The organism is Brenneria rubrifaciens (assembly GCF_005484945.1).
In the GTDB taxonomy this organism is placed as follows: domain Bacteria; phylum Pseudomonadota; class Gammaproteobacteria; order Enterobacterales; family Enterobacteriaceae; genus Brenneria; species Brenneria rubrifaciens.
In genome coordinates, this window is the sequence record NZ_CP034035.1 from 1197479 (window position 1) to 1215678 (window position 18200).

General features: G+C 53.0%; 16 protein-coding genes and 2 tRNA genes. 13 read left to right on the forward strand and 5 right to left on the reverse strand.

The genetic code is table 11. The annotated features are described in order from the left end of the window. Positions 1–56: 56 nt before the first annotated feature. From ybgC to pnuC, 12 genes are all read left to right on the forward strand, one after another. Positions 57–461 (forward strand): tol-pal system-associated acyl-CoA thioesterase, encoded by a 405-nt coding sequence (gene ybgC / locus EH207_RS05605; RefSeq protein ID WP_137713099.1) that lies wholly within the window; start codon positions 57–59, stop codon positions 459–461. Then, entirely contained in the window at positions 458–1144 is a 687-nt protein-coding gene (gene tolQ / locus EH207_RS05610; RefSeq protein WP_137713100.1) for a Tol-Pal system protein TolQ, read from the forward strand. Before ybgC ends, tolQ begins: the two co-directional genes overlap by 4 nt. A gap of 12 nt (positions 1145–1156) precedes the next feature. Next, positions 1157–1582: a colicin uptake protein TolR gene (gene tolR, locus EH207_RS05615; protein WP_137713101.1), complete on the forward strand. Its 426-nt coding sequence runs from the start codon at positions 1157–1159 to the stop codon at positions 1580–1582. 64 nt (positions 1583–1646) lie between these two features. Further along, complete coding sequence (gene tolA / locus EH207_RS05620) at positions 1647–2714, forward strand: cell envelope integrity protein TolA (protein ID WP_137713102.1); 1068 nt, start codon at positions 1647–1649, stop codon at positions 2712–2714. Positions 2715–2854: 140 nt separating this feature from the next. Next, the gene (gene tolB, locus EH207_RS05625) at positions 2855–4147 is read left to right on the forward strand and encodes a Tol-Pal system beta propeller repeat protein TolB (RefSeq protein ID WP_137713103.1); all 1293 of its coding nucleotides are present in this window, start codon (positions 2855–2857) and stop codon (positions 4145–4147) included. A 41-nt stretch (positions 4148–4188) separates the two neighbouring features. Continuing rightward, a complete protein-coding gene (pal, locus tag EH207_RS05630) occupies positions 4189–4704 on the forward strand; it encodes a peptidoglycan-associated lipoprotein Pal (protein WP_137713104.1) in 516 nt (171 codons plus the stop codon). 9 nt (positions 4705–4713) lie between these two features. Then, complete coding sequence (cpoB, locus tag EH207_RS05635) at positions 4714–5484, forward strand: cell division protein CpoB (protein ID WP_137713105.1); 771 nt, start codon at positions 4714–4716, stop codon at positions 5482–5484. 173 nt (positions 5485–5657) lie between these two features. Continuing rightward, positions 5658–5733 (forward strand) — tRNA-Lys (locus EH207_RS05640). A gap of 46 nt (positions 5734–5779) precedes the next feature. Further along, positions 5780–5855 (forward strand) — tRNA-Lys (locus tag EH207_RS05645). A gap of 387 nt (positions 5856–6242) precedes the next feature. Further along, positions 6243–6959, forward strand: a complete 717-nt coding sequence (locus EH207_RS05650) for a DUF554 domain-containing protein (protein WP_137713106.1) — start codon at positions 6243–6245, stop codon at positions 6957–6959. Between the two features lie 251 nt (positions 6960–7210). Next, positions 7211–8269 (forward strand): quinolinate synthase NadA, encoded by a 1059-nt coding sequence (gene nadA, locus EH207_RS05655; RefSeq protein WP_137713107.1) that lies wholly within the window; start codon positions 7211–7213, stop codon positions 8267–8269. Positions 8270–8334: 65 nt separating this feature from the next. Then, entirely contained in the window at positions 8335–9060 is a 726-nt protein-coding gene (gene pnuC / locus EH207_RS05660; RefSeq protein WP_137713108.1) for a nicotinamide riboside transporter PnuC, read from the forward strand. A gap of 15 nt (positions 9061–9075) precedes the next feature. On the opposite strand, the gene zitB is transcribed toward pnuC, so the two are convergent. After that, the gene (zitB, locus tag EH207_RS05665) at positions 9076–9996 is read right to left on the reverse strand and encodes a CDF family zinc transporter ZitB (protein ID WP_137713109.1); all 921 of its coding nucleotides are present in this window, start codon (positions 9994–9996) and stop codon (positions 9076–9078) included. Between the two features lie 266 nt (positions 9997–10262). Here zitB and aroG point away from each other — a divergent pair, with 266 nt between their 5' ends. Next, positions 10263–11318: a 3-deoxy-7-phosphoheptulonate synthase AroG gene (aroG, locus tag EH207_RS05670; RefSeq protein ID WP_137713110.1), complete on the forward strand. Its 1056-nt coding sequence runs from the start codon at positions 10263–10265 to the stop codon at positions 11316–11318. A gap of 72 nt (positions 11319–11390) precedes the next feature. Here the strand turns inward: aroG and gpmA are convergent, their stop codons facing one another. The 4 genes from gpmA to EH207_RS05690 form a co-directional block, all read right to left on the reverse strand. Further along, a complete protein-coding gene (gene gpmA, locus EH207_RS05675; protein WP_137713111.1) occupies positions 11391–12143 on the reverse strand; it encodes a 2,3-diphosphoglycerate-dependent phosphoglycerate mutase in 753 nt (250 codons plus the stop codon). Positions 12144–12280: 137 nt separating this feature from the next. Continuing rightward, on the reverse strand, positions 12281–15418 hold the full coding sequence (locus tag EH207_RS05680) for an efflux RND transporter permease subunit (RefSeq protein WP_137713112.1): 3138 nt from the start codon (positions 15416–15418) through the stop codon (positions 12281–12283). After that, on the reverse strand, positions 15415–16938 hold the full coding sequence (locus EH207_RS05685) for an efflux RND transporter periplasmic adaptor subunit (protein ID WP_137713113.1): 1524 nt from the start codon (positions 16936–16938) through the stop codon (positions 15415–15417). The genes EH207_RS05680 and EH207_RS05685 overlap by 4 nt, the downstream gene beginning before the upstream one ends. Further along, positions 16935–18194 (reverse strand): TolC family protein, encoded by a 1260-nt coding sequence (locus EH207_RS05690; protein WP_137713114.1) that lies wholly within the window; start codon positions 18192–18194, stop codon positions 16935–16937. Before EH207_RS05690 ends, EH207_RS05685 begins: the two co-directional genes overlap by 4 nt. Positions 18195–18200: the final 6 nt, after the last annotated feature.

Genomic DNA, 18200 nt, shown 5'->3' on the forward strand with positions numbered 1-18200 from the left:
AAACCTCATATCTCTTGCGTATAGTAGCGATGTTTATTGCATTACCGGGATGCAGAGTGAGTAATACGTTGTTCCGCTGGCCAGTTAGGGTCTACTTTGAAGACACTGATGCAAGTGGTGTTGTTTACCACGCGCGCTATGTTGCCTTTTATGAAAGGGCGAGAACGGAGATGCTGCGTGAACGTAATTTTCACCAGCACGCTTTAATGAGCGAACATGTCGCTTTTGTTGTTCGCCGGATGACGGTGGAGTATCTTGCCCCGGCGCGCCTTGACGATATGTTGGAAGTGCAAAGCGAGGTCGTTTCTATAGGCGGCGCTTCTCTGACTTTCGCACAGCGCATTCTCAATTCGTCTGGTCGCTTATTGAGCCATGCTGAAGTTTTGATCGCCTGTATCGATCCACATCAAATGAAGCCCATTGCGCTTCCTAAGTCTATTGTCGCGGAGTTTAAGCAGTGACTGACATGAATATTCTTGATTTGTTCCTGAAGGCGAGCCTTCTGGTCAAACTAATCATGCTGATTTTAATCTGTTTTTCCATCGCTTCCTGGGCGATTATCATTCAGCGGACCCGTATTCTGAATGCCGCGACGCGTGACGCGGAAGCATTTGACGATAAGTTCTGGTCCGGTATCGAACTGTCTCGTTTGTATCAGGAGAGCCAGACCCGCCGCGAAAGCCTGACGGGTACGGAACAAATCTTTTATTCCGGTTTCAAAGAGTTTGCCCGTTTGCATCGAGCCAACAGCCATGCGCCCGAAGCGGTGGTGGAAGGGGCTTCCCGTGCGATGCGCATTTCCATGAACCGTGAACTGGAAACGTTGGAGACGCATATCCCGTTCCTGGGTACGGTGGGTTCTATCAGCCCGTATATCGGCCTGTTTGGTACTGTTTGGGGGATTATGCATGCCTTTATCGCGCTGGGGGCGGTGAAGCAGGCAACCTTGCAGATGGTGGCGCCTGGTATCGCTGAAGCGTTGATTGCAACGGCGATTGGTCTGTTTGCGGCAATCCCCGCAGTCATGGCGTACAACCGTCTTAACCAGCGTGTGAACAAGCTGGAGCAGAACTATGACAACTTTATGGAAGAGTTCATCGCCATCCTGCACCGTCAAGCTTTCTCCAGCGATAAACACCAATAATCAGGGGGAGGCATGGCACGAATACGCAGAGGACGTCGTGAACTGAAGTCCGAGATCAACATTGTTCCATTGCTGGACGTGTTGTTGGTGCTGTTGCTGATTTTCATGGCGACGGCGCCGATTATTACCCAAAGCGTTGAAGTTGACTTACCGGAAGCGACCGATTCCAAAACGGTTTCCAGTAGTGACAACCCTCCAGTGATCGTTGAAGTTTCCGGGGTAGGGCAGTACAGCCTGGTTGTTGAACAAAACAGAATGGATCTGTTACCGGCTGAACAGGTGGTGGCAGAAGCGCAATCTCGGTTGGCGGCTAATCCCAAGACAGTGTTTTTGATTGGTGGTGCAAAGGATGTTCCCTATGATGAGATTATCAAAGCGCTGAACTTGCTGCATCAGGCCGGGGTCAAATCCGTGGGTTTGATGACGCAACCGATTTAGATGGGCTAACCACCGTAGTGATCGTTGGGCATATTTTTGGCAACACTGTTTTTGGGAATCGCTTGTGCTAAAGGCAACCGAACAAAACGATAAGCTGAAACGCGCCGTTATTATTTCGGCTGTTCTGCACGTCATACTCATTGCTTTGCTGCTGTGGAGTTCGTTGACTCAAACAATGGACGCCAGCGGAGGTGGCGGTGGCTCATCAATTGATGCCGTCATGGTTGATCCCAGCGCCGTCGTCGAACAATACAATCGTCAGCAACAGCAGCAAACGGATGCAAAGCGTTCAGAGCAATTACGGAAAAAACAGGCTGAGCAACAAGCTGAGGAGTTACAGCAGAAGCAGGCGGCTGAGCAACAGCGGTTAAAAGCGCTGGAAAAAGAACGTTTGCAGGCTCAGGAAGAGGCTAAAAAGCAGACTGAGGAGCAAGCGCAACAGCGCAAACAGGCTGAAGAAGCGGCTCAAATGGCGAAAGAGCAGCAGAAACAAGCCGAGGCCGCTGCCGCAAAAGCAAAAGCCGAAGCGGAGCAACAGGCGAAAGCCGCGGCGGATGCGAAGAAGAAAGCGGAAGAAGAAACCAGGAAGCAGGCTGCCGCTGCCGCAGCGAAGAAACAGGCTGAAGAAGCGGCCAAAGCGAAAGCCGCAGAAGCGGCGAAGGCGGAGGCAGCCAAGAAAACGGAAGCTGCCGCTGCCGCCAAAAAAGCGGCGGAAGAGAAGAAAAAAGCAGCCGATGAGGCAAGTAAGCAGGAAAGCGACGTTGATGATTTGTTAGGGGGATTGGCCTCATCAAAAAACGCCCCTAAATCGGGTGGCGGCGCGCCTGCCGGCACAGGTAACAATAAGAAGAGCGGCGCGTCAGGCGCGGCGCTCGACAGTTACGGTAGTCAGGTTCGTGCGGCAATACAGAGCAAATTTTATGACTGGCAGTTGTTTAAAGGCCGGACGTGTACACTACGTATTAAGCTGGCTCCTGATGGTTTGTTAATCGATGTGAATGCTGAAGGTGGCGATCCCGCCTTGTGCCAGGCTGCGGTCGCCGCGGCTAAACAGGCGAGAATTCCCAAGCCGCCAAGTTCAGATGTTTATGAGGCTTTCAAAAATGCGCCGATAGACTTTAAACCGCAGTAACCCAGGCTGTTTACCCATATATGTTTAAGATTATTACTATGGTAAGCAAACCAGGTTATGGTGTTTTGTTGACATTGGTTTGTTTTTGTTAAAATTCTGCTAATTGATCGCAGGCTCTGCGTCTGGTTAAGGGAGATGAAATGAAGCAGGTACTTAAGGTCGCATTAAGTTTTTTAATGCTGTTTGCCGCAGCCGTACACGCGGAAGTGCGTATTGAGATTACCCAGGGGGTAGACTCTGCCCGTCCGATCGGCGTTGTTCCTTTCAAATGGGCGGGGCCGGGAGCTGCGCCTGAAGATGTGGGCGGTATTGTCGGTGCTGACCTGCGTAACAGCGGCAAGTTCAATCCGATCGATGCCAATCGTATGCCTCAACAACCGACCACCGCATCTGAGGTAACGCCCGCCGCCTGGACTGCGCTGGGTATTGACGCCGTTGTCGTCGGTCAGGTTCAACCCAGCGCTGACGGCAGCTATATTGTCTCTTACCAATTGGTCGACACCTCTGGTAACCCCGGCAGCGTTTTGGCGCAGAATCAGTTTAAAGTGACTAAACAGTGGTTGCGTTATGCCGCACACACCGCCAGTGATGAAGTGTTCGAAAAATTGAGCGGTATCAAAGGCGCTTTCCGTACTCGTATCGCTTATGTTGTGCAGACCAACGGTGGTCAGTTCCCTTACGAATTGCGCGTTGCGGATTACGATGGCTATAACCAGTTTGTCGTACACCGTTCTCCTGAGCCGTTGATGTCTCCCGCCTGGTCTCCAGATGGAAGTAAGCTTGCTTATGTAACCTTTGAAAGTGGTCGTTCGGCGCTGGTTATCCAGACTTTGGCAAATGGTGCGATCCGGCAGGTAGCGTCGTTCCCTCGCCATAACGGAGCGCCTTCTTTCTCTCCAGATGGCAGCAAACTGGCGCTAGCATTGTCCAAAAGCGGAAGTTTGAATCTGTATGTGATGAATCTGAGTTCTGGACAAATCAGCCCGGTGACCGATGGCCGCAGTAATAACACGGAGCCAAGCTGGTTCCCAGATAGCCAGTCACTGGCCTATACTTCCGATCAGGCTGGGCGTCCCCAGGTTTACAAAACGAATGTTAACGGTGGCTCACCTCAACGTCTGACTTGGGAAGGTGCCCAGAATCAGGACGCTGAATTAAGCGCCGATGGTAAATTTCTGGTAATGGTGGCTTCCAATAGCGGTGTCCAGCATATTGCCAAACAGGATCTAGAAACGGGAGCCGTACAAGTATTAACGGACACGTTCCTGGACGAAACGCCGAGTATCGCGCCGAATGGCACCATGGTTATCTATAGCTCTAAACAGGGGCTGGGTTCCGTGTTGCAACTGGTTTCGACTGATGGGCGTTTTAAAGCGCGTCTTCCGGCGACTGATGGGCAGGTTAAATTCCCTGCCTGGTCGCCGTATCTATAAGTGCAGATATGTACAATAACCTATTCAAAGGACATAAAAAGATGCAATTCAACAAAGTGCTGAAAGGCCTGATGTTGGCTCTGCCGGTGCTGGCAGTTGCCGCATGTAGTTCCAACAAGAATGCGGGTAGTGACGACCAATCTTCCATCGGTGCAGCAGGCAGCGGTAGCGGTATGGAAAGCGGCAACATGTCTTCTTCTGAGCAGGCTCGTTTGCAGGTGCAAGAATTACAGCGTAACAACATCGTTTACTTCGATCTGGACAAGTACGATATTCGCTCTGATTTTGCGCAACTGCTGGACTCTCACGCGGCATTCCTGCGTAGCAACCCCTCTTACAAAGTGACTATCGAAGGTCATGCGGACGAACGTGGTACGCCGGAATACAACATTGCTCTGGGCGAGCGTCGTGCCAACGCGGTACAAATGTACCTGCAAGGTAAAGGCGTTTCCTCTGATCAAATCTCTATCGTCTCTTACGGTAAAGAGAAACCAGCCGTTCTGGGCCACGACGAAGCGGCATATGCCAAAAACCGTCGTGCCGTTCTGGTATACTAAGAGAATCGCATGAACAGTAACTTCAGACGTCACTTGTTGAGTCTGTCGTTACTGGTTGGCGTAGCGGTCCCCTGGGCCGCTACTGCCCAATCGCCAATCAGTAATGTCGGCTCTGGCTCGGTGGAAGATCGAGTCACTCAACTGGAGCGTATTTCCAACGCTCATAGTCAGCTTTTAACCCAACTTCAGCAACAGCTCTCTGATACGCAACGCGATATCGACAACCTGCGTGGGCAGATTCAGGAAAGCCAATATCAACTGAATCAGGTTGTTGAACGACAAAAACAGATCTATCAGCAAATAGATGGATTGAGTTCGCAGTCATCAGCAATGCCAACGGACCGTTCGCCAACTGCGGGGACTGACGCCGGGGCCGCAAACAATGCGGCGCCAGCCACGACGTCTGGTGATGTGAATAGTGATTACAATGAGGCGGTTGCCCTGGTACTGGAGAAAAAACAGTACGATCAGGCTATCAGCGCATTTCAGGCTTTCGTCAAAAAATACCCGGATTCAACTTACCAACCTAATGCCAACTATTGGCTTGGGCAGTTGAATTACAACAAAGGTAAAAAAGATGATGCCGCCTACTATTTTGCCAATGTTGTGAAAAATTACCCTAAATCGCCTAAGAGCGCCGAAGCGTTATTGAAGGTTGGGGTGATCATGCAGGAAAAAGGGCAACTGGATAAAGCCAAAGCTGTTTATCAGCAAGTCGTAAAGATGTATCCGAATACGGAAAGTGCAAAACAGGCTCAAAAACGTTTATCCGCATCATAATCGCTTTCGTCAGGCACAAAAATTGCGCGCTATGCGCAATTTTTGTGCCTGAATGTCTTAAGAATAAGCAGTCGAACCGTTTTTATGGGAAATAGGTTGCGCTGGAAATTTAAGTTAGTAATATATGCCGCCGTTGCCAAGGCAAGAAAGTCATGCCAGGGCAGCATGGAATTGGGTCGTTAGCTCAGTTGGTAGAGCAGTTGACTTTTAATCAATTGGTCGCAGGTTCGAATCCTGCACGACCCACCAATTTAAAGCATTTTGTTTATTTTTCTTTAAGCCGTTTCCGCATTGCGGGTCGTTAGCTCAGTTGGTAGAGCAGTTGACTTTTAATCAATTGGTCGCAGGTTCGAATCCTGCACGACCCACCAGTTTCAAGCGCTTTGTTTATTTTTCTTCGAGCGGTTTCCGTATCGCGGATCGAGACTGCAACGCGAAACGTTGATCTTGTAGCGGGGCGAGGCCACAGGCCGAGTAATCCCCATAAACCACCACCATTTCTATAAAGTAGTTTCTTTCTCATGTGAATCCAACCTACTTCTTATATCGCACTTATCGTGTGGGGATAAGATATGTTCAGGTTTGAACTCGCTATTCTTTTTTATGCTTTCCCCCTAACTCTGAGGTTTGCGCTATATTACGGTTTTCAATCCCTTGCTATAGAGCTGTAGAACCCATCAGTTCATTTATAAACCTATAGTTTTTTGTGGAATCAGCGCCATGGAGAAGCATATGCTGCCGTGGTTAGGGAGATTTTTATGGTAGGCCCTTTGATTAATAGTGCCGCTATCCTGATCGGTGGTGGTATGGGTGTTGCCCTTCGGCGGTTTATTCCGCAACGCCTGCAGGACGGATTGCCTCCGGCGTTTGCCATGGTATCTATCGCGATGGGGATAACCCTGATCGTCAAGGTGCAGCAACTGCCCGCAGTCGCCTTGGCGGTTGTCATCGGTGTTGCGGTAGGCGAATTGCTGCGTATGGAATATGGCGTTCAGCAGTTTGGGCGATTTATCCAAAAAATGCTGAGCCGAGTTTTGCCAACGGCTGAACACCGGTTACCACAGGACGTTTATACACAAAATTTCACCGCCTTGATCGTGTTGTTCTGTGCTAGTGGTACGGGCGTGGTCGGGGCGTTAACCGAAGGATTAACCGGCGATTACCAGTTACTGATTATCAAATCGGCTCTGGATATTTTTACCGCGATGATCTTCTCAATTACGCTCGGTTTCGCGGTGATGTCGATTGCCATCCCGCAGTTAATTATCCAGGCGCTGCTGTTCTTCTTCGCCAAACTGATAATGCCCTTCATGACCGTGATCACCATGGGGGATTTTTCCGCCTGTGGCGGCATCATTATGGTTGCTGTCGGATTGCGGATTGCTCAGATTAAGCTCTTTGCGGTCGTCAACTTCCTGCCTGCGCTGATACTGATCGTTCCAATATCCCTATACTGGCACCGTCTCTTCGGCTGAGTCGCCGATAGCGAAAATATCAATGCGATATTGACACGATGTGAATCGTTCGGCGGCGGGCAGAGTTACATGGCTGTCCGCTGACTATTGTTTTGTGAAAATTAAACAAGCTGGTCATATTTCTGTAAAAATAAAGCGACTTTATGCGATTTTTTCGGTATTTTGTTTAGGATAAAAAACATCAGAGTCTGAAACTGAGCGACATAGGCCGTTTAGTTCTTTCTTCTACGTTGTCATCATGGAAATCCATAATGAGCATCCTTTTCGATAGCAATGAAACAATTTATCCCTTCCCGGCAAAGCCTAAACCCTTGTCTGCTGAACAAAAGCAGCACTACCGTGGCAGGATAAAAACCTTACTACAGCAGAAAAATGCGGTAATTGTTGCCCATTACTATACTGATCCGGAAATCCAGGCGTTAGCGGAAGAAACCGGTGGTTGTGTGGCGGACTCATTGGAAATGGCTCGTTTCGGCAGCACGCATACCGCCTCGACGCTGTTGGTCGCAGGGGTTCGTTTCATGGGCGAAACGGCAAAAATCCTTAACCCGGAAAAAACCGTGCTGATGCCTACGCTTGAGGCGGAGTGTTCGCTCGACCTCGGTTGTCCGAGCGAAGCGTTCAGCCAGTTTTGTGATAGTCATCCCGACCGCACCGTGGTGGTCTACGCTAACACGTCCGCCGCAGTCAAGGCACGCGCCGACTGGGTCGTGACATCCAGTATCGCTGTTGAATTGATTGAGCACCTCGACAGTCTGGGAGAAAAAATTATCTGGGCGCCCGATCGCCATCTGGGGAGTTACGTGCAAAAGCAGACCGGGGCCGATGTACTGTGTTGGCAAGGGGCCTGTATCGTGCATGATGAGTTTAAAACTCAGGCGCTGAAACGCATGAAAGTGCTTTACCCGGAGGCGGCGATTCTGGTGCACCCGGAATCTCCTCAAAGCGTTGTCGAAATGGCCGATGCAGTCGGTTCAACCAGTCAGTTGATTCAGGCGGCACAAACGCTGCCTCAGCGTGAACTGATTGTGGCCACCGATCGCGGTATTTTTTACAAGATGCAGCAGGCGTGCCCAAATAAGACACTTTTAGAAGCGCCAACCGCGGGTGAGGGGGCGACTTGCCGTAGCTGCGCACATTGTCCCTGGATGGCGATGAATGGCCTTGAGGCGATTGCCAACGGTTTGGAACGGGGGGGAAGTCATGAAATCCATGTCGATGCCGCACTGCGCGAAGGCGCACTGGTTCCGCTGAATCGGATGCTTGCTTTTGCGGCGGAATTGAAATTACGCGTACGCGGGAATGCCTGACAGACAACGGCGCTTAACGGGTTTCGACCGATACACAGCATTAATGATTGAGACAGGGTGGTGAGATGGATTTTTTCAGTACCAGCAATATCTTGGTTCACATTCCCCTGGGTGCGGGCGGATACGCGCTGTCCTGGATCGAGGCGATCGGCACGTTGTTCGGGCTATTGTGCATCTGGCTGGCGAGTCTGGAAAAGACCATTAACTACCCGTTTGGTTTGCTCAACGTCACGCTGTTCGCGGTAATTTTCTTCCAGATTCAACTCTACGCCAGCCTGCTGCTGCAAATTTTCTTTTTCGCCGCCAATATTTATGGCTGGTATGCCTGGACACGCAAGACCGATGCGAATGAGATTGAACTCAGGATCCGCTGGCTACCTTTGCCGAAGCTGGTTGGCTGGTCCGCTGCGAGCGTGCTGGCGATTGGTCTGATGACGGTCTATATCGATCCGGTTTTCGCCATGCTGACGCGCGTGGCGGTATTGGCTATGCAAATGTTCGGCCTGGATGTACAGATGCCGGAGCTGCAACCTGACGCGTTCCCGTTCTGGGATTCCACAATGATGGTGTTATCCATTGTGGCTATGCTGCTGATGACGCGAAAATATGTTGAAAACTGGCTGCTTTGGGTGGTGATCGACATTATCAGCGTGGTGATTTTTGCCTATCAGGGGGTTTATGCCATGGCGCTGGAATATGCCATTCTGACGCTGGTTGCGCTGAACGGCTCCTGGCTGTGGATTAAAAGTGCGCGGGACAATCACGCCGTACCGCTGGCCCGCGACACCTGATTGGAACACGGCAAGTCAATGAGGGTGATGATGACCAACTGCGGGATGGATATCGCAGTGTTCACCGTCATAGTGCTGGTACTCCATCTGTATTGTTGTGTGGCCAACCTGATAGTTTTCCAGTAAATACGCCTGAATCTTCCTTAATAACGCATCGTGATCGTAAGGTGGAATGACCTGTGCGTGCAGCGTCATCATAGGTTTTTCGCCAATCTGCCATACGTGCACATGATGGATATTTCTCACTTCGGAAATATTCATGGTCAGATCTTTCTTGAGCGCCTCAATACTTATCTGGCTCGGCGTACCTTCCAGCAGTTCATGAATACTCTCTTTCATCAGTGACCACGCGCTGCGCAATACCAGGCAGGAGACTAAAATCGACAGAATAGGGTCGATAGGCGTCCAGTTGGTGAACAGAATGATGAGTGCTGCGGCGATCGCGCCAACCGAGCCGAGTAAATCGCCCAGCACATGCAGAGCGGCGGCCCGGACATTAATGTTTTTCTCTTCGCTGCCGTGGTGCAATAACCAGAAGGCGACGATATTCGCCAGCATGCCCCCAATGGCAACCAGTAGCATAGGGACACCCGCTACGGGTTGAGGTTCGTAGAAGCGCTGGATCGCCTCCCAGACAATGAATGCGGTAATGGCCAACAGCGTCAGAGCGTTGACGAACGCGGCAAGCGTGGTGAAGCGCGAATAGCCGAAGGTATGACGGGCATTCGGTTTCTTCTGGGCAAAACGGACGGCCAGAAGTGCGACGAACAGGGCCGCCGTATCGGTCAGCATATGACCGGCATCCGCGAGTAGCGCAAGAGAACCCGACAACAATCCCCCCACCACTTCCGCCACCATAAAGGTTGCCGTAATAATAAATGCCGCCAGCAGGCGTTTGCTGTTGCTTGACTCCGCATGAGTGTGGTTGTGTGCCATCGTTTATCCCTTGTCGATTGCTTGTCTGGTATCCATTTTACGCTACTTAGGGCGTAAGCAGCGGTGAAAAATATCCTCTTAATCTTACGACACCGCGCGTTGATGGTGTTTAGATGAATAAATACCATCGAATTCAGCGCCACGACAGCGCCTGATTGACATATAATTGGAAAAATCTTGTCTCCTAAGCGATCGGCTATCTTGCATTCGGGTGGCAAGCATGGGGTATGCGTTGAAAATACCGTTCTGAAATCGATGGAATAACTATGAACTACCAAAATGATGATTTAAGGATTAAAGACATTAAGAAACTTTTGCCTCCGGTTGCACTATTGGAAAAATTCCCCGCTACGGACAAAGCCGCAGAAACGGTATCGTTCGCGCGCACAGCCATCCATAAGATCCTTAACGGTAATGATGACCGCTTGCTGGTTGTCATTGGTCCTTGCTCTATTCACGATCCGCAAGCGGCTAAAGAGTATGCGGCCCGCCTACTTAAATTGCGCCAGGAACTGAGCGACGATCTGGAAGTGGTGATGCGGGTTTATTTTGAAAAACCGCGTACGACGGTAGGCTGGAAAGGGCTAATCAACGATCCGCTGATGGATAACAGTTATCAGATCAATGACGGCCTGCGTATTGCACGTCAACTGTTGCTGGAAATTAACAATATGGGTCTGCCCGCGGCCGGAGAGTTTCTGGATATGATCACGCCGCAATATATGGCGGATTTGATGAGTTGGGGCGCGATTGGCGCGCGGACCACTGAATCTCAGGTACACCGCGAACTGGCGTCGGGTTTGTCTTGCCCGGTCGGGTTCAAGAACGGCACCGACGGGACGATCAAAGTCGCTATTGATGCCATCAATGCCGCCAGCGCCCCGCACTGTTTCCTGTCCGTAACCAAATGGGGTCATTCCGCGATTGTCAACACCAGCGGTAACCGTGATTGCCATATTATTCTGCGCGGTGGCAAAACGCCGAACTACAGTGCCGAACATGTGAAAGAGGTGAAGGCAGGTCTGGAAAAAGCGGGCCTGACGCCGCAGGTGATGATCGATTTCAGCCATGCCAACAGCAGCAAGCAATTCAAAAAGCAAATGGAAGTCTGCGAAGACGTGAGCGGCCAGATTGCTCAGGGTGAAAAAGCGATTGTGGGGGTTATGGTTGAAAGTCATCTGGTTGAAGGCAATCAGAGCCTGGAAAGCAATGCAGCGTTGGTGTACGGTCAGAGCGTAACCGATGCCTGCATCGGCTGGGAAGATACCGATATGCTGTTGCGCCAACTGGCGTCGGCGGTGCGTGAGCGCCGCAGTAAATGATCATCGCGTCGTAGTAAATAAAAAAAACCGGCTGATTAGCCGGTTTTTTTTATTTATCAGGGTAGTCGTCTGTTACTTGGCTTTACCCTGGTTCGCTACGGCGGCGGCTTTTGCTGCAATTTCATCAGCATTGCCCAGATAGTAGTGTTTGATCGGTTTGAAGTTTTCATCGAATTCATAAACCAATGGCACGCCAGTCGGGATATTCAGTTCGAGAATTTCATCTTCGCCCATGTTGTCCAGGTATTTAACCAGTGCACGCAGGGAGTTGCCATGAGCGGCGATGATCACCCGTTCACCACTTTTGATGCGTGGCAGAATGGTTTCATTCCAGTAAGGCACAACACGTTCAATCGTCAGCGCCAGGCTTTCGGTCAACGGCAGTTCTGCCTCGCTCAGTGAAGCGTAACGCGGGTCGTGTCCGGGGTAACGCTCATCATCACGAGTCAGTTCCGGCGGTGTCACCGCAAAGCCGCGACGCCATTGTTTCACCTGCTCGTCACCGTATTTTTCCGCGGTTTCCGCTTTGTTCAGGCCTTGCAGGGCGCCGTAATGACGCTCATTCATTTTCCAGGATTTTTCTACCGGCAGCCAGGCTTGATCCAGCTCGTCCAGTATATTCCACAGCGTATGAATGGCGCGTTTCAGCACGGAGGTATAAGCAAAGTCAAAGGCAAAACCTTCTTCTTTAAGCAATTTACCGGCGGCTTTGGCTTCTGTGCGACCTTTGTCGGACAAATCAACATCATACCAGCCTGTGAAGCGGTTTTCGTTGTTCCACTGGCTCTCACCGTGTCTTACCAGTACCAGCTTAGTTACAGCCATAGCTAAACTCCTCCATATCCTGAGATTTCTGTGATAACGGGTTTCATTATAGGGGCGCAGAACGATTATCGGCAATCGATAGTCGTTGGGCGGGATGATTTATCCGCTCGCTATTTGCGCCACATCACACTCTTGCTTTATCGTTTCAGCGTGTTCTTATCATCCTTGTGGAATAACAGGTACACCGCCGGGATAACCAGCATGGAAAGCAACGGGGCGCTGACCATACCGCCGATCATCGGAGCGGCAATCCGCTGCATAATTTCCGAGCCGCTGCCCCCTCCCCACATGATGGGCAGCAGGCCGGCCATGATGGTGGCGACGGTCATCATTTTGGGGCGAACACGCAGTACCGCACCTTCGTAAATGGCGTCCATCAACTGTTGCCGGGATAACGGCTGACCGGGCACACGGTATTTTTCCACCGCATGATTGAGATACAACAGCATAATGACGCCAAACTCGGCCGAGACGCCAGCCAGCGCGATGAAGCCGACGGCGCAGGCCACAGAAAGGTTATAGCCGAGGATAGACTGTAACCAGACGCCGCCGATCAGGGCAAAGGGCAGGGTAGCCATAATCAGCAGGGCATCTTTCACCCGTTTAAACGTCACATACAGCAGTACAAAGATTATCAACAGTGTGAAGGGCACGACGATTTTCATTTTCTCCGTGGCGCGTACGAGATATTCAAATTGGCCGGACCAACTGAGCGACACCCCTTCCGGCAGTGTTATCTGCTGCGCCACCGCCTGTTGCATCTCTTCGACGGCAGATTTCAGATCGCGGCCGCGCAGGTCCACATAAATCCATTCAGACAGCCGTCCGTTTTCACTTTTCAGCATCGGCGGCCCGTCGCTGACACGAATATCAGCCAGTTCTGAAAGCGTGACGCGTGCGCCACTCGCCGTGACGACGGGTAAATCACGCAGCTTTTCCAACGAGTCTCGCAATTCGCGCGGGTAGCGAAGGTTGATGGGGTAGCGCTGACGGCCTTCAACGGTTTCGCCGATATTCTGTCCGCCGATTAGGGCCGCGACCAGAGACTGCAACTCATCGACGGAAACGCCGTAGCGGGCGGCCCGCTGGCGGTCGATATCAATGTCGATATAGCGGCCGCCCGCCAACCGCTCCGCCAGTGCTGACGTCACGCCGGGGACGTTTTTCACCACCTGTTCGATCTGAGCGGCGATACGCTCGATGTCCTGCAAATTATTGCCATTCACCTTGATGCCGACCGGGCTTTTAATACCGGTCGCCAGCATATCCAGACGATTACGAATCGGCGGCACCCAGACGTTGGCGATCCCAGGTAGATTGACGGTTTGATCCAGTTCGGCGACCAACCTGTCCAGGGTCATGCCCGGTCGCCATTGCTCGCGGGGCTTCAGCCGGATGGTGCTTTCCAACATGGTCAGCGGCGCGGGATCGGTCGCGGTTTCCGCCCGGCCGGCCTTACCGAAAACGGATTCAACTTCAGGCACGGTTTTGATCAGCCGATCGGTTTGTTGCAACAGGCGGGCGGCTTCGCGGGCGGAAATGCCGGGCAACGTCGAGGGCATGTACAGCAGATCGCCTTCGTCCAGCGGGGGCATGAATTCGCTGCCGAGACGCCCAAGCGGAAGCAGTGTGAGCAGAAGCAACAGCACTGAAATCAGCAGCGTGGTTTTGGGATAGCTCAACACGCGTTGCAGGACGGGATGATAGGCTTTGATCAGCCAGCGGTTAAGCGGATTAGCCTGCTCATCGGGGATTTTTCCCCGGACGAAATAGCCCATCAGCACTGGGACCAGCGTAATGCCGAGTCCGGCTGCAACCGCCATCGCATAGGTTTTGGTAAACGCCAGCGGTGAAAACATGCGGCCTTCCTGCGCTTCCAGCGAGAAAACCGGCACAAAAGAGAGCGTGATGATCAACAGGCTGCAAAATAGCGCCGGACCGACTTCGACGGCGGCGCGTTCCGCCAGATGCCACCAATCCCGATCCTGAGGTTCCTCCCCCGGATGGTTGTGGCGCCACTGCTCGACGACTTTATGCATATTCTCAATCATCACGATCGCCGCATCCACCATTGCCCCAATCGCAATCGCAATGCCGCCCAGCGACATAATGTTCGCATTGACGCCCTGATAACGCATGATGATAAATGCGCCCAGAATCCCCAGCGGCAGGCTGATAATCGCCACCAACGCCGAACGAAAATGAAACAGAAACAGGGCGCAAATGGCGGCAACGACGGCAAACTCTTCCAGTAATTTATGGCTGAGCGTTTCTATCGCCAGTTCAATCAACTGGGCGCGATCGTAGGTCGGTACAATCTCCACCCCGGCAGGCAGGCTTTTTTGAATTTCCTGTAACCGGGCTTTCACGGCATGCAGGGTGCCCAACGCGTTTTTGCCTGAGCGCAACACAATAATGCCGCCTGCTACCTCGCCTTCGCCATTCAATTCGGCAATGCCGCGTCGCATCTCCGGTCCTTCACGCAGGGTGGCGACATCCTGTAAAAAGAGCGGTATGCCATTGCGCATGGTAATGACCACATGATCGAAGTCCTGCGCGTTTTTCAGGTAGCCGGCGGTGCGAATTATATATTCCGCTTCCCCCAGTTCCAGCACCGAACCGCCGCTTTCCTGATTGGCGGCCTGTATCGCGGCGATAATCTGCTGGTGGGTAATATTCAGCGTACGCATCCGCTCAGGATCGACCACCACCTGATATTGTTTCACCATGCCGCCGACGCTGGCAACCTCCGCGACGTTAGGTATGGTTTTCAATTCAAACCTGAGCAACCAATCCTGAATTCCGCGCAGATCGGCCAGACTATGTTTACCGCTCCGATCGACAAGCGCATATTCGTAGATCCAGCCGACGCCGGTGGCATCCGGCCCCAGTGATGTTCTGGCCTCCGCCGGCAGGCTGGATTGCACCTGGCTGAGATATTCGAGCACGCGCGATCGCGCCCAATAAGGATCGGTGCCATCCTCAAACAGAATATAAACGTAGGCGTCGCCAAACATGGAGAAACCGCGCACCGTTTTGGCGCCCGGTACTGAAAGCATGGTGGTGGTCAGCGGGTAGGTGACCTGATTCTCGACCACCTGCGGCGCTTTGCCCGGATAGCTGACGCGAATAATCACCTGCACGTCAGAGAGATCGGGCAGGGCGTCCAGCGGGGTTTTCTGCAATGAGATTATCCCCCAGGCTGCCATCAGTAACACCGCCAGCAACACCAGCAGGCGGTTTTGCAGCGACCAGCGAATGATATAAGCAATCATTGGTGGCCTCCATGTCCGGTTTGGGGAGCGTCGAGCGAGGAGATGTGCTGAATATGAATGCCGCTGTCGTCCATACTGAAACTGAAGCGAACTTTACTGTTGATCTCGATCCCCTCAGGCAGTCCGCTTTTCGGCAGGGTAAAATCCATCGTCATGGGCGACCAGTTCAACGCCGGAACGGCATCATGCCCGATAGTAAGCTGGCTGCCGTTGATGGCTTTAATTGTACCCTGCGTTTGATAAATGACGTTTTGCGCCGCGGCGGTTTTCTCTTTTGCGGATTGCGTTGATCCCGTCTGATAAGCTTCGCCAAACTGTGATAGCGAGCTGCGCAGGCTGGCTTCGGAATCAATCAGGAATTGGCCCGATGTCACCACGCTGTCGCCCTCTTTCAGCCCGGTAACGACTTCGGCCCAGCCGTTCTGTATGGTTCCCACGGCCACCGTTCGAGGGGCAAAGTGGCCGTTGCCCTCGTGAATCAGTACCCGATTGTGACTGCCGCTGACCAGCAAGGCTTGCTGAGGGATCATCAGCATCGGCTGTGGTTGCTGGCTGGCAAGCTGTACTGACAGGTACATTCCCGGTTTTAACTGCTGTTGGGGATTTTCCAGTACGGCGCGGGCTTTCAGCGTGCGGGTGCCGCTGTCAAGCAGCGGGAGCAATTCACTGATTGTTCCGTGAAACGTTTGTCCCGGCCAGGCGCTGCTGCGGGCGGTTATCCCGCTGCCGACGCTCAAGCGCGCCGCCTGCGCTTCGGGATAATCCACCTCGACCCATACCGGGTCCAAGCTCGCCAGCTCAAACAGCGGTTGCGCCGGCGTCAACTGCATCCCGGCGCGGACTTCAAGCTTATTGACGTAACCGGATTCTGGCGCAGTGAGGGTGATTCTGGCCTGCGGTTTCCCGCTGCGTTCGACCTGGCGGATAACCGTGTCCGGCATAAACAGCAAGGAAAGCTTACGGCGGGCGGCCTGCGTCAGCGAATCATCGCCGAGCTGCCGCACCGCCAGATATTCCTGCTGCGCCGCAGCCCAGGCAGGATTCCACAGCGTTGCCAGCGTTTCCCCTTTTTTAACCTGTTGCTGCAACGCGCCGACATTGAGTTGTTCGACGATACCGCCGCTGGTGGCGGCTAGCGTGCGTAATCCCCGTTCGTTGAGCGTGACGGAGCCATAGCCGGATGTCTGGATATTGACGGTGCGGATTTCCGCGCGAGCGGTACGAACGCCGAGGTTTTGCTGCTGGCGGGCGCTGATGGTGACGCCGCCATCGTTGCGTATCTCGTCGGCGTAACGGGGAACTAGCGGCATATCCATAAACGGTGATTTGCCGGGCTGGTCAAAACGTTTATCGGGCACCATGGGATCGTACCAGTACAACACCGGACGCGCTGTTGTAGCCGATGAAGATGAAGAGGCTGAGGAGACCGATACGGCCTGGTGTCGGCCCCAGAAAAAACCGGCGCCGATAGCCGCGGCGATCGCCAGCGCAATCAAGCTGTAAGTGAAGGATTTGTTCATTGTAATGGTTTTCCCTGTGGCGTCAGATAGCGAATGGCGGCCCAGAACTGCGCCATTTCCCGTGCGGCGGTTTGTGCGGCGATATTACTTTCCAGCAGCGAACGTCGGGCCTCCAGAACGCTGGCAAGGCTGCTGCTGCCTGATTGATACTGAGCCTGGATCAGTTCGCTGCGCTGCTGTTGCAGGGGCAGAACCTCGTTAATCTGCCGCCGCCAGCGTGATTGGACCGCCTGAAATTGCGCGATTAACGTATCGAGCTGTGCCTGATGTTCCCTGGCTGCCAGCAGCGCGTTGTCGCGAGTCTGCTGAATGCGGGCCACATCCGCGGCGTGCTCTTTATCCTGCCGTTTGGATTGAAACAGGGGCAGGTCGACCGTTACCATCACGCCCGCCATATCGTCATACTCATTGCCCCGCTTGGCGTAGTAAATCTCCACGCCCACATCAGGGATCACTGCGACGGCCGACTGCGCCGAGCGCGCCTGAGCGAGTTCGGCCTCACGCTGCGCCTGTTGCATTTCCGGGTGCAGATGCAGGTTTTGGCTAAGTTGCTCCGGTGATGCCGGCAGTCGTTCAAAGCGGGGAAGCACACCCTGAACATGGATGTTGGTCAGACCGGTAAGCCGTGTGATGCTGGCCCGGGCGATCTGAACATCCCGTTCGGCATCGGCCAGACGATCTCGCATGGTGGCCAGCGTCAATCGGGCATCCAGCACGCTGCTGGCCTCACTGCCTGCCGCTACGCTCGCTTTCTGCAAGGCAATCTGCCGTTCACTTTCGGTAACCAGCTGTTTCAGCTCTTTCAGGAATTGTTGTGATAAAGCCAGTTCGAGCCAGGCTTGAGCGGTATCCCGTTGCAGGCGGGCGCGAAGGGATTCGCTGTTGCTGAGCAGGCTGTCGGCTTCCACGCGGAAAGTTTGTGCTTTGCTTTCTCGTTTACGCCTGCTGACATAGGTTTGCATAACGCCAATGCGTTGCATCGTCATCCCTTCACGCGTCAGTCGGCTGCCATTGTTTCCGCCTAAAGGCAGGTTCTCAACGCCGAATCGAAGCTGCGGATCGGGAAGTTGCGTCGCGGAGTCGGCCATGTTTTGCAGCGCGCTAACCTGGTGTCGATTGGCGGACAGCTCGGCGGAATAACGCTCCGCCGCCTGTAACGCCTGATCAAAATCCAGAACTGCCGCAAAGGATGCGGCAGGCAGCCACAGCAACATTGCCAGACACGCGCCTGTGACGCGATGTTCGGACAGGGACATGGTTCT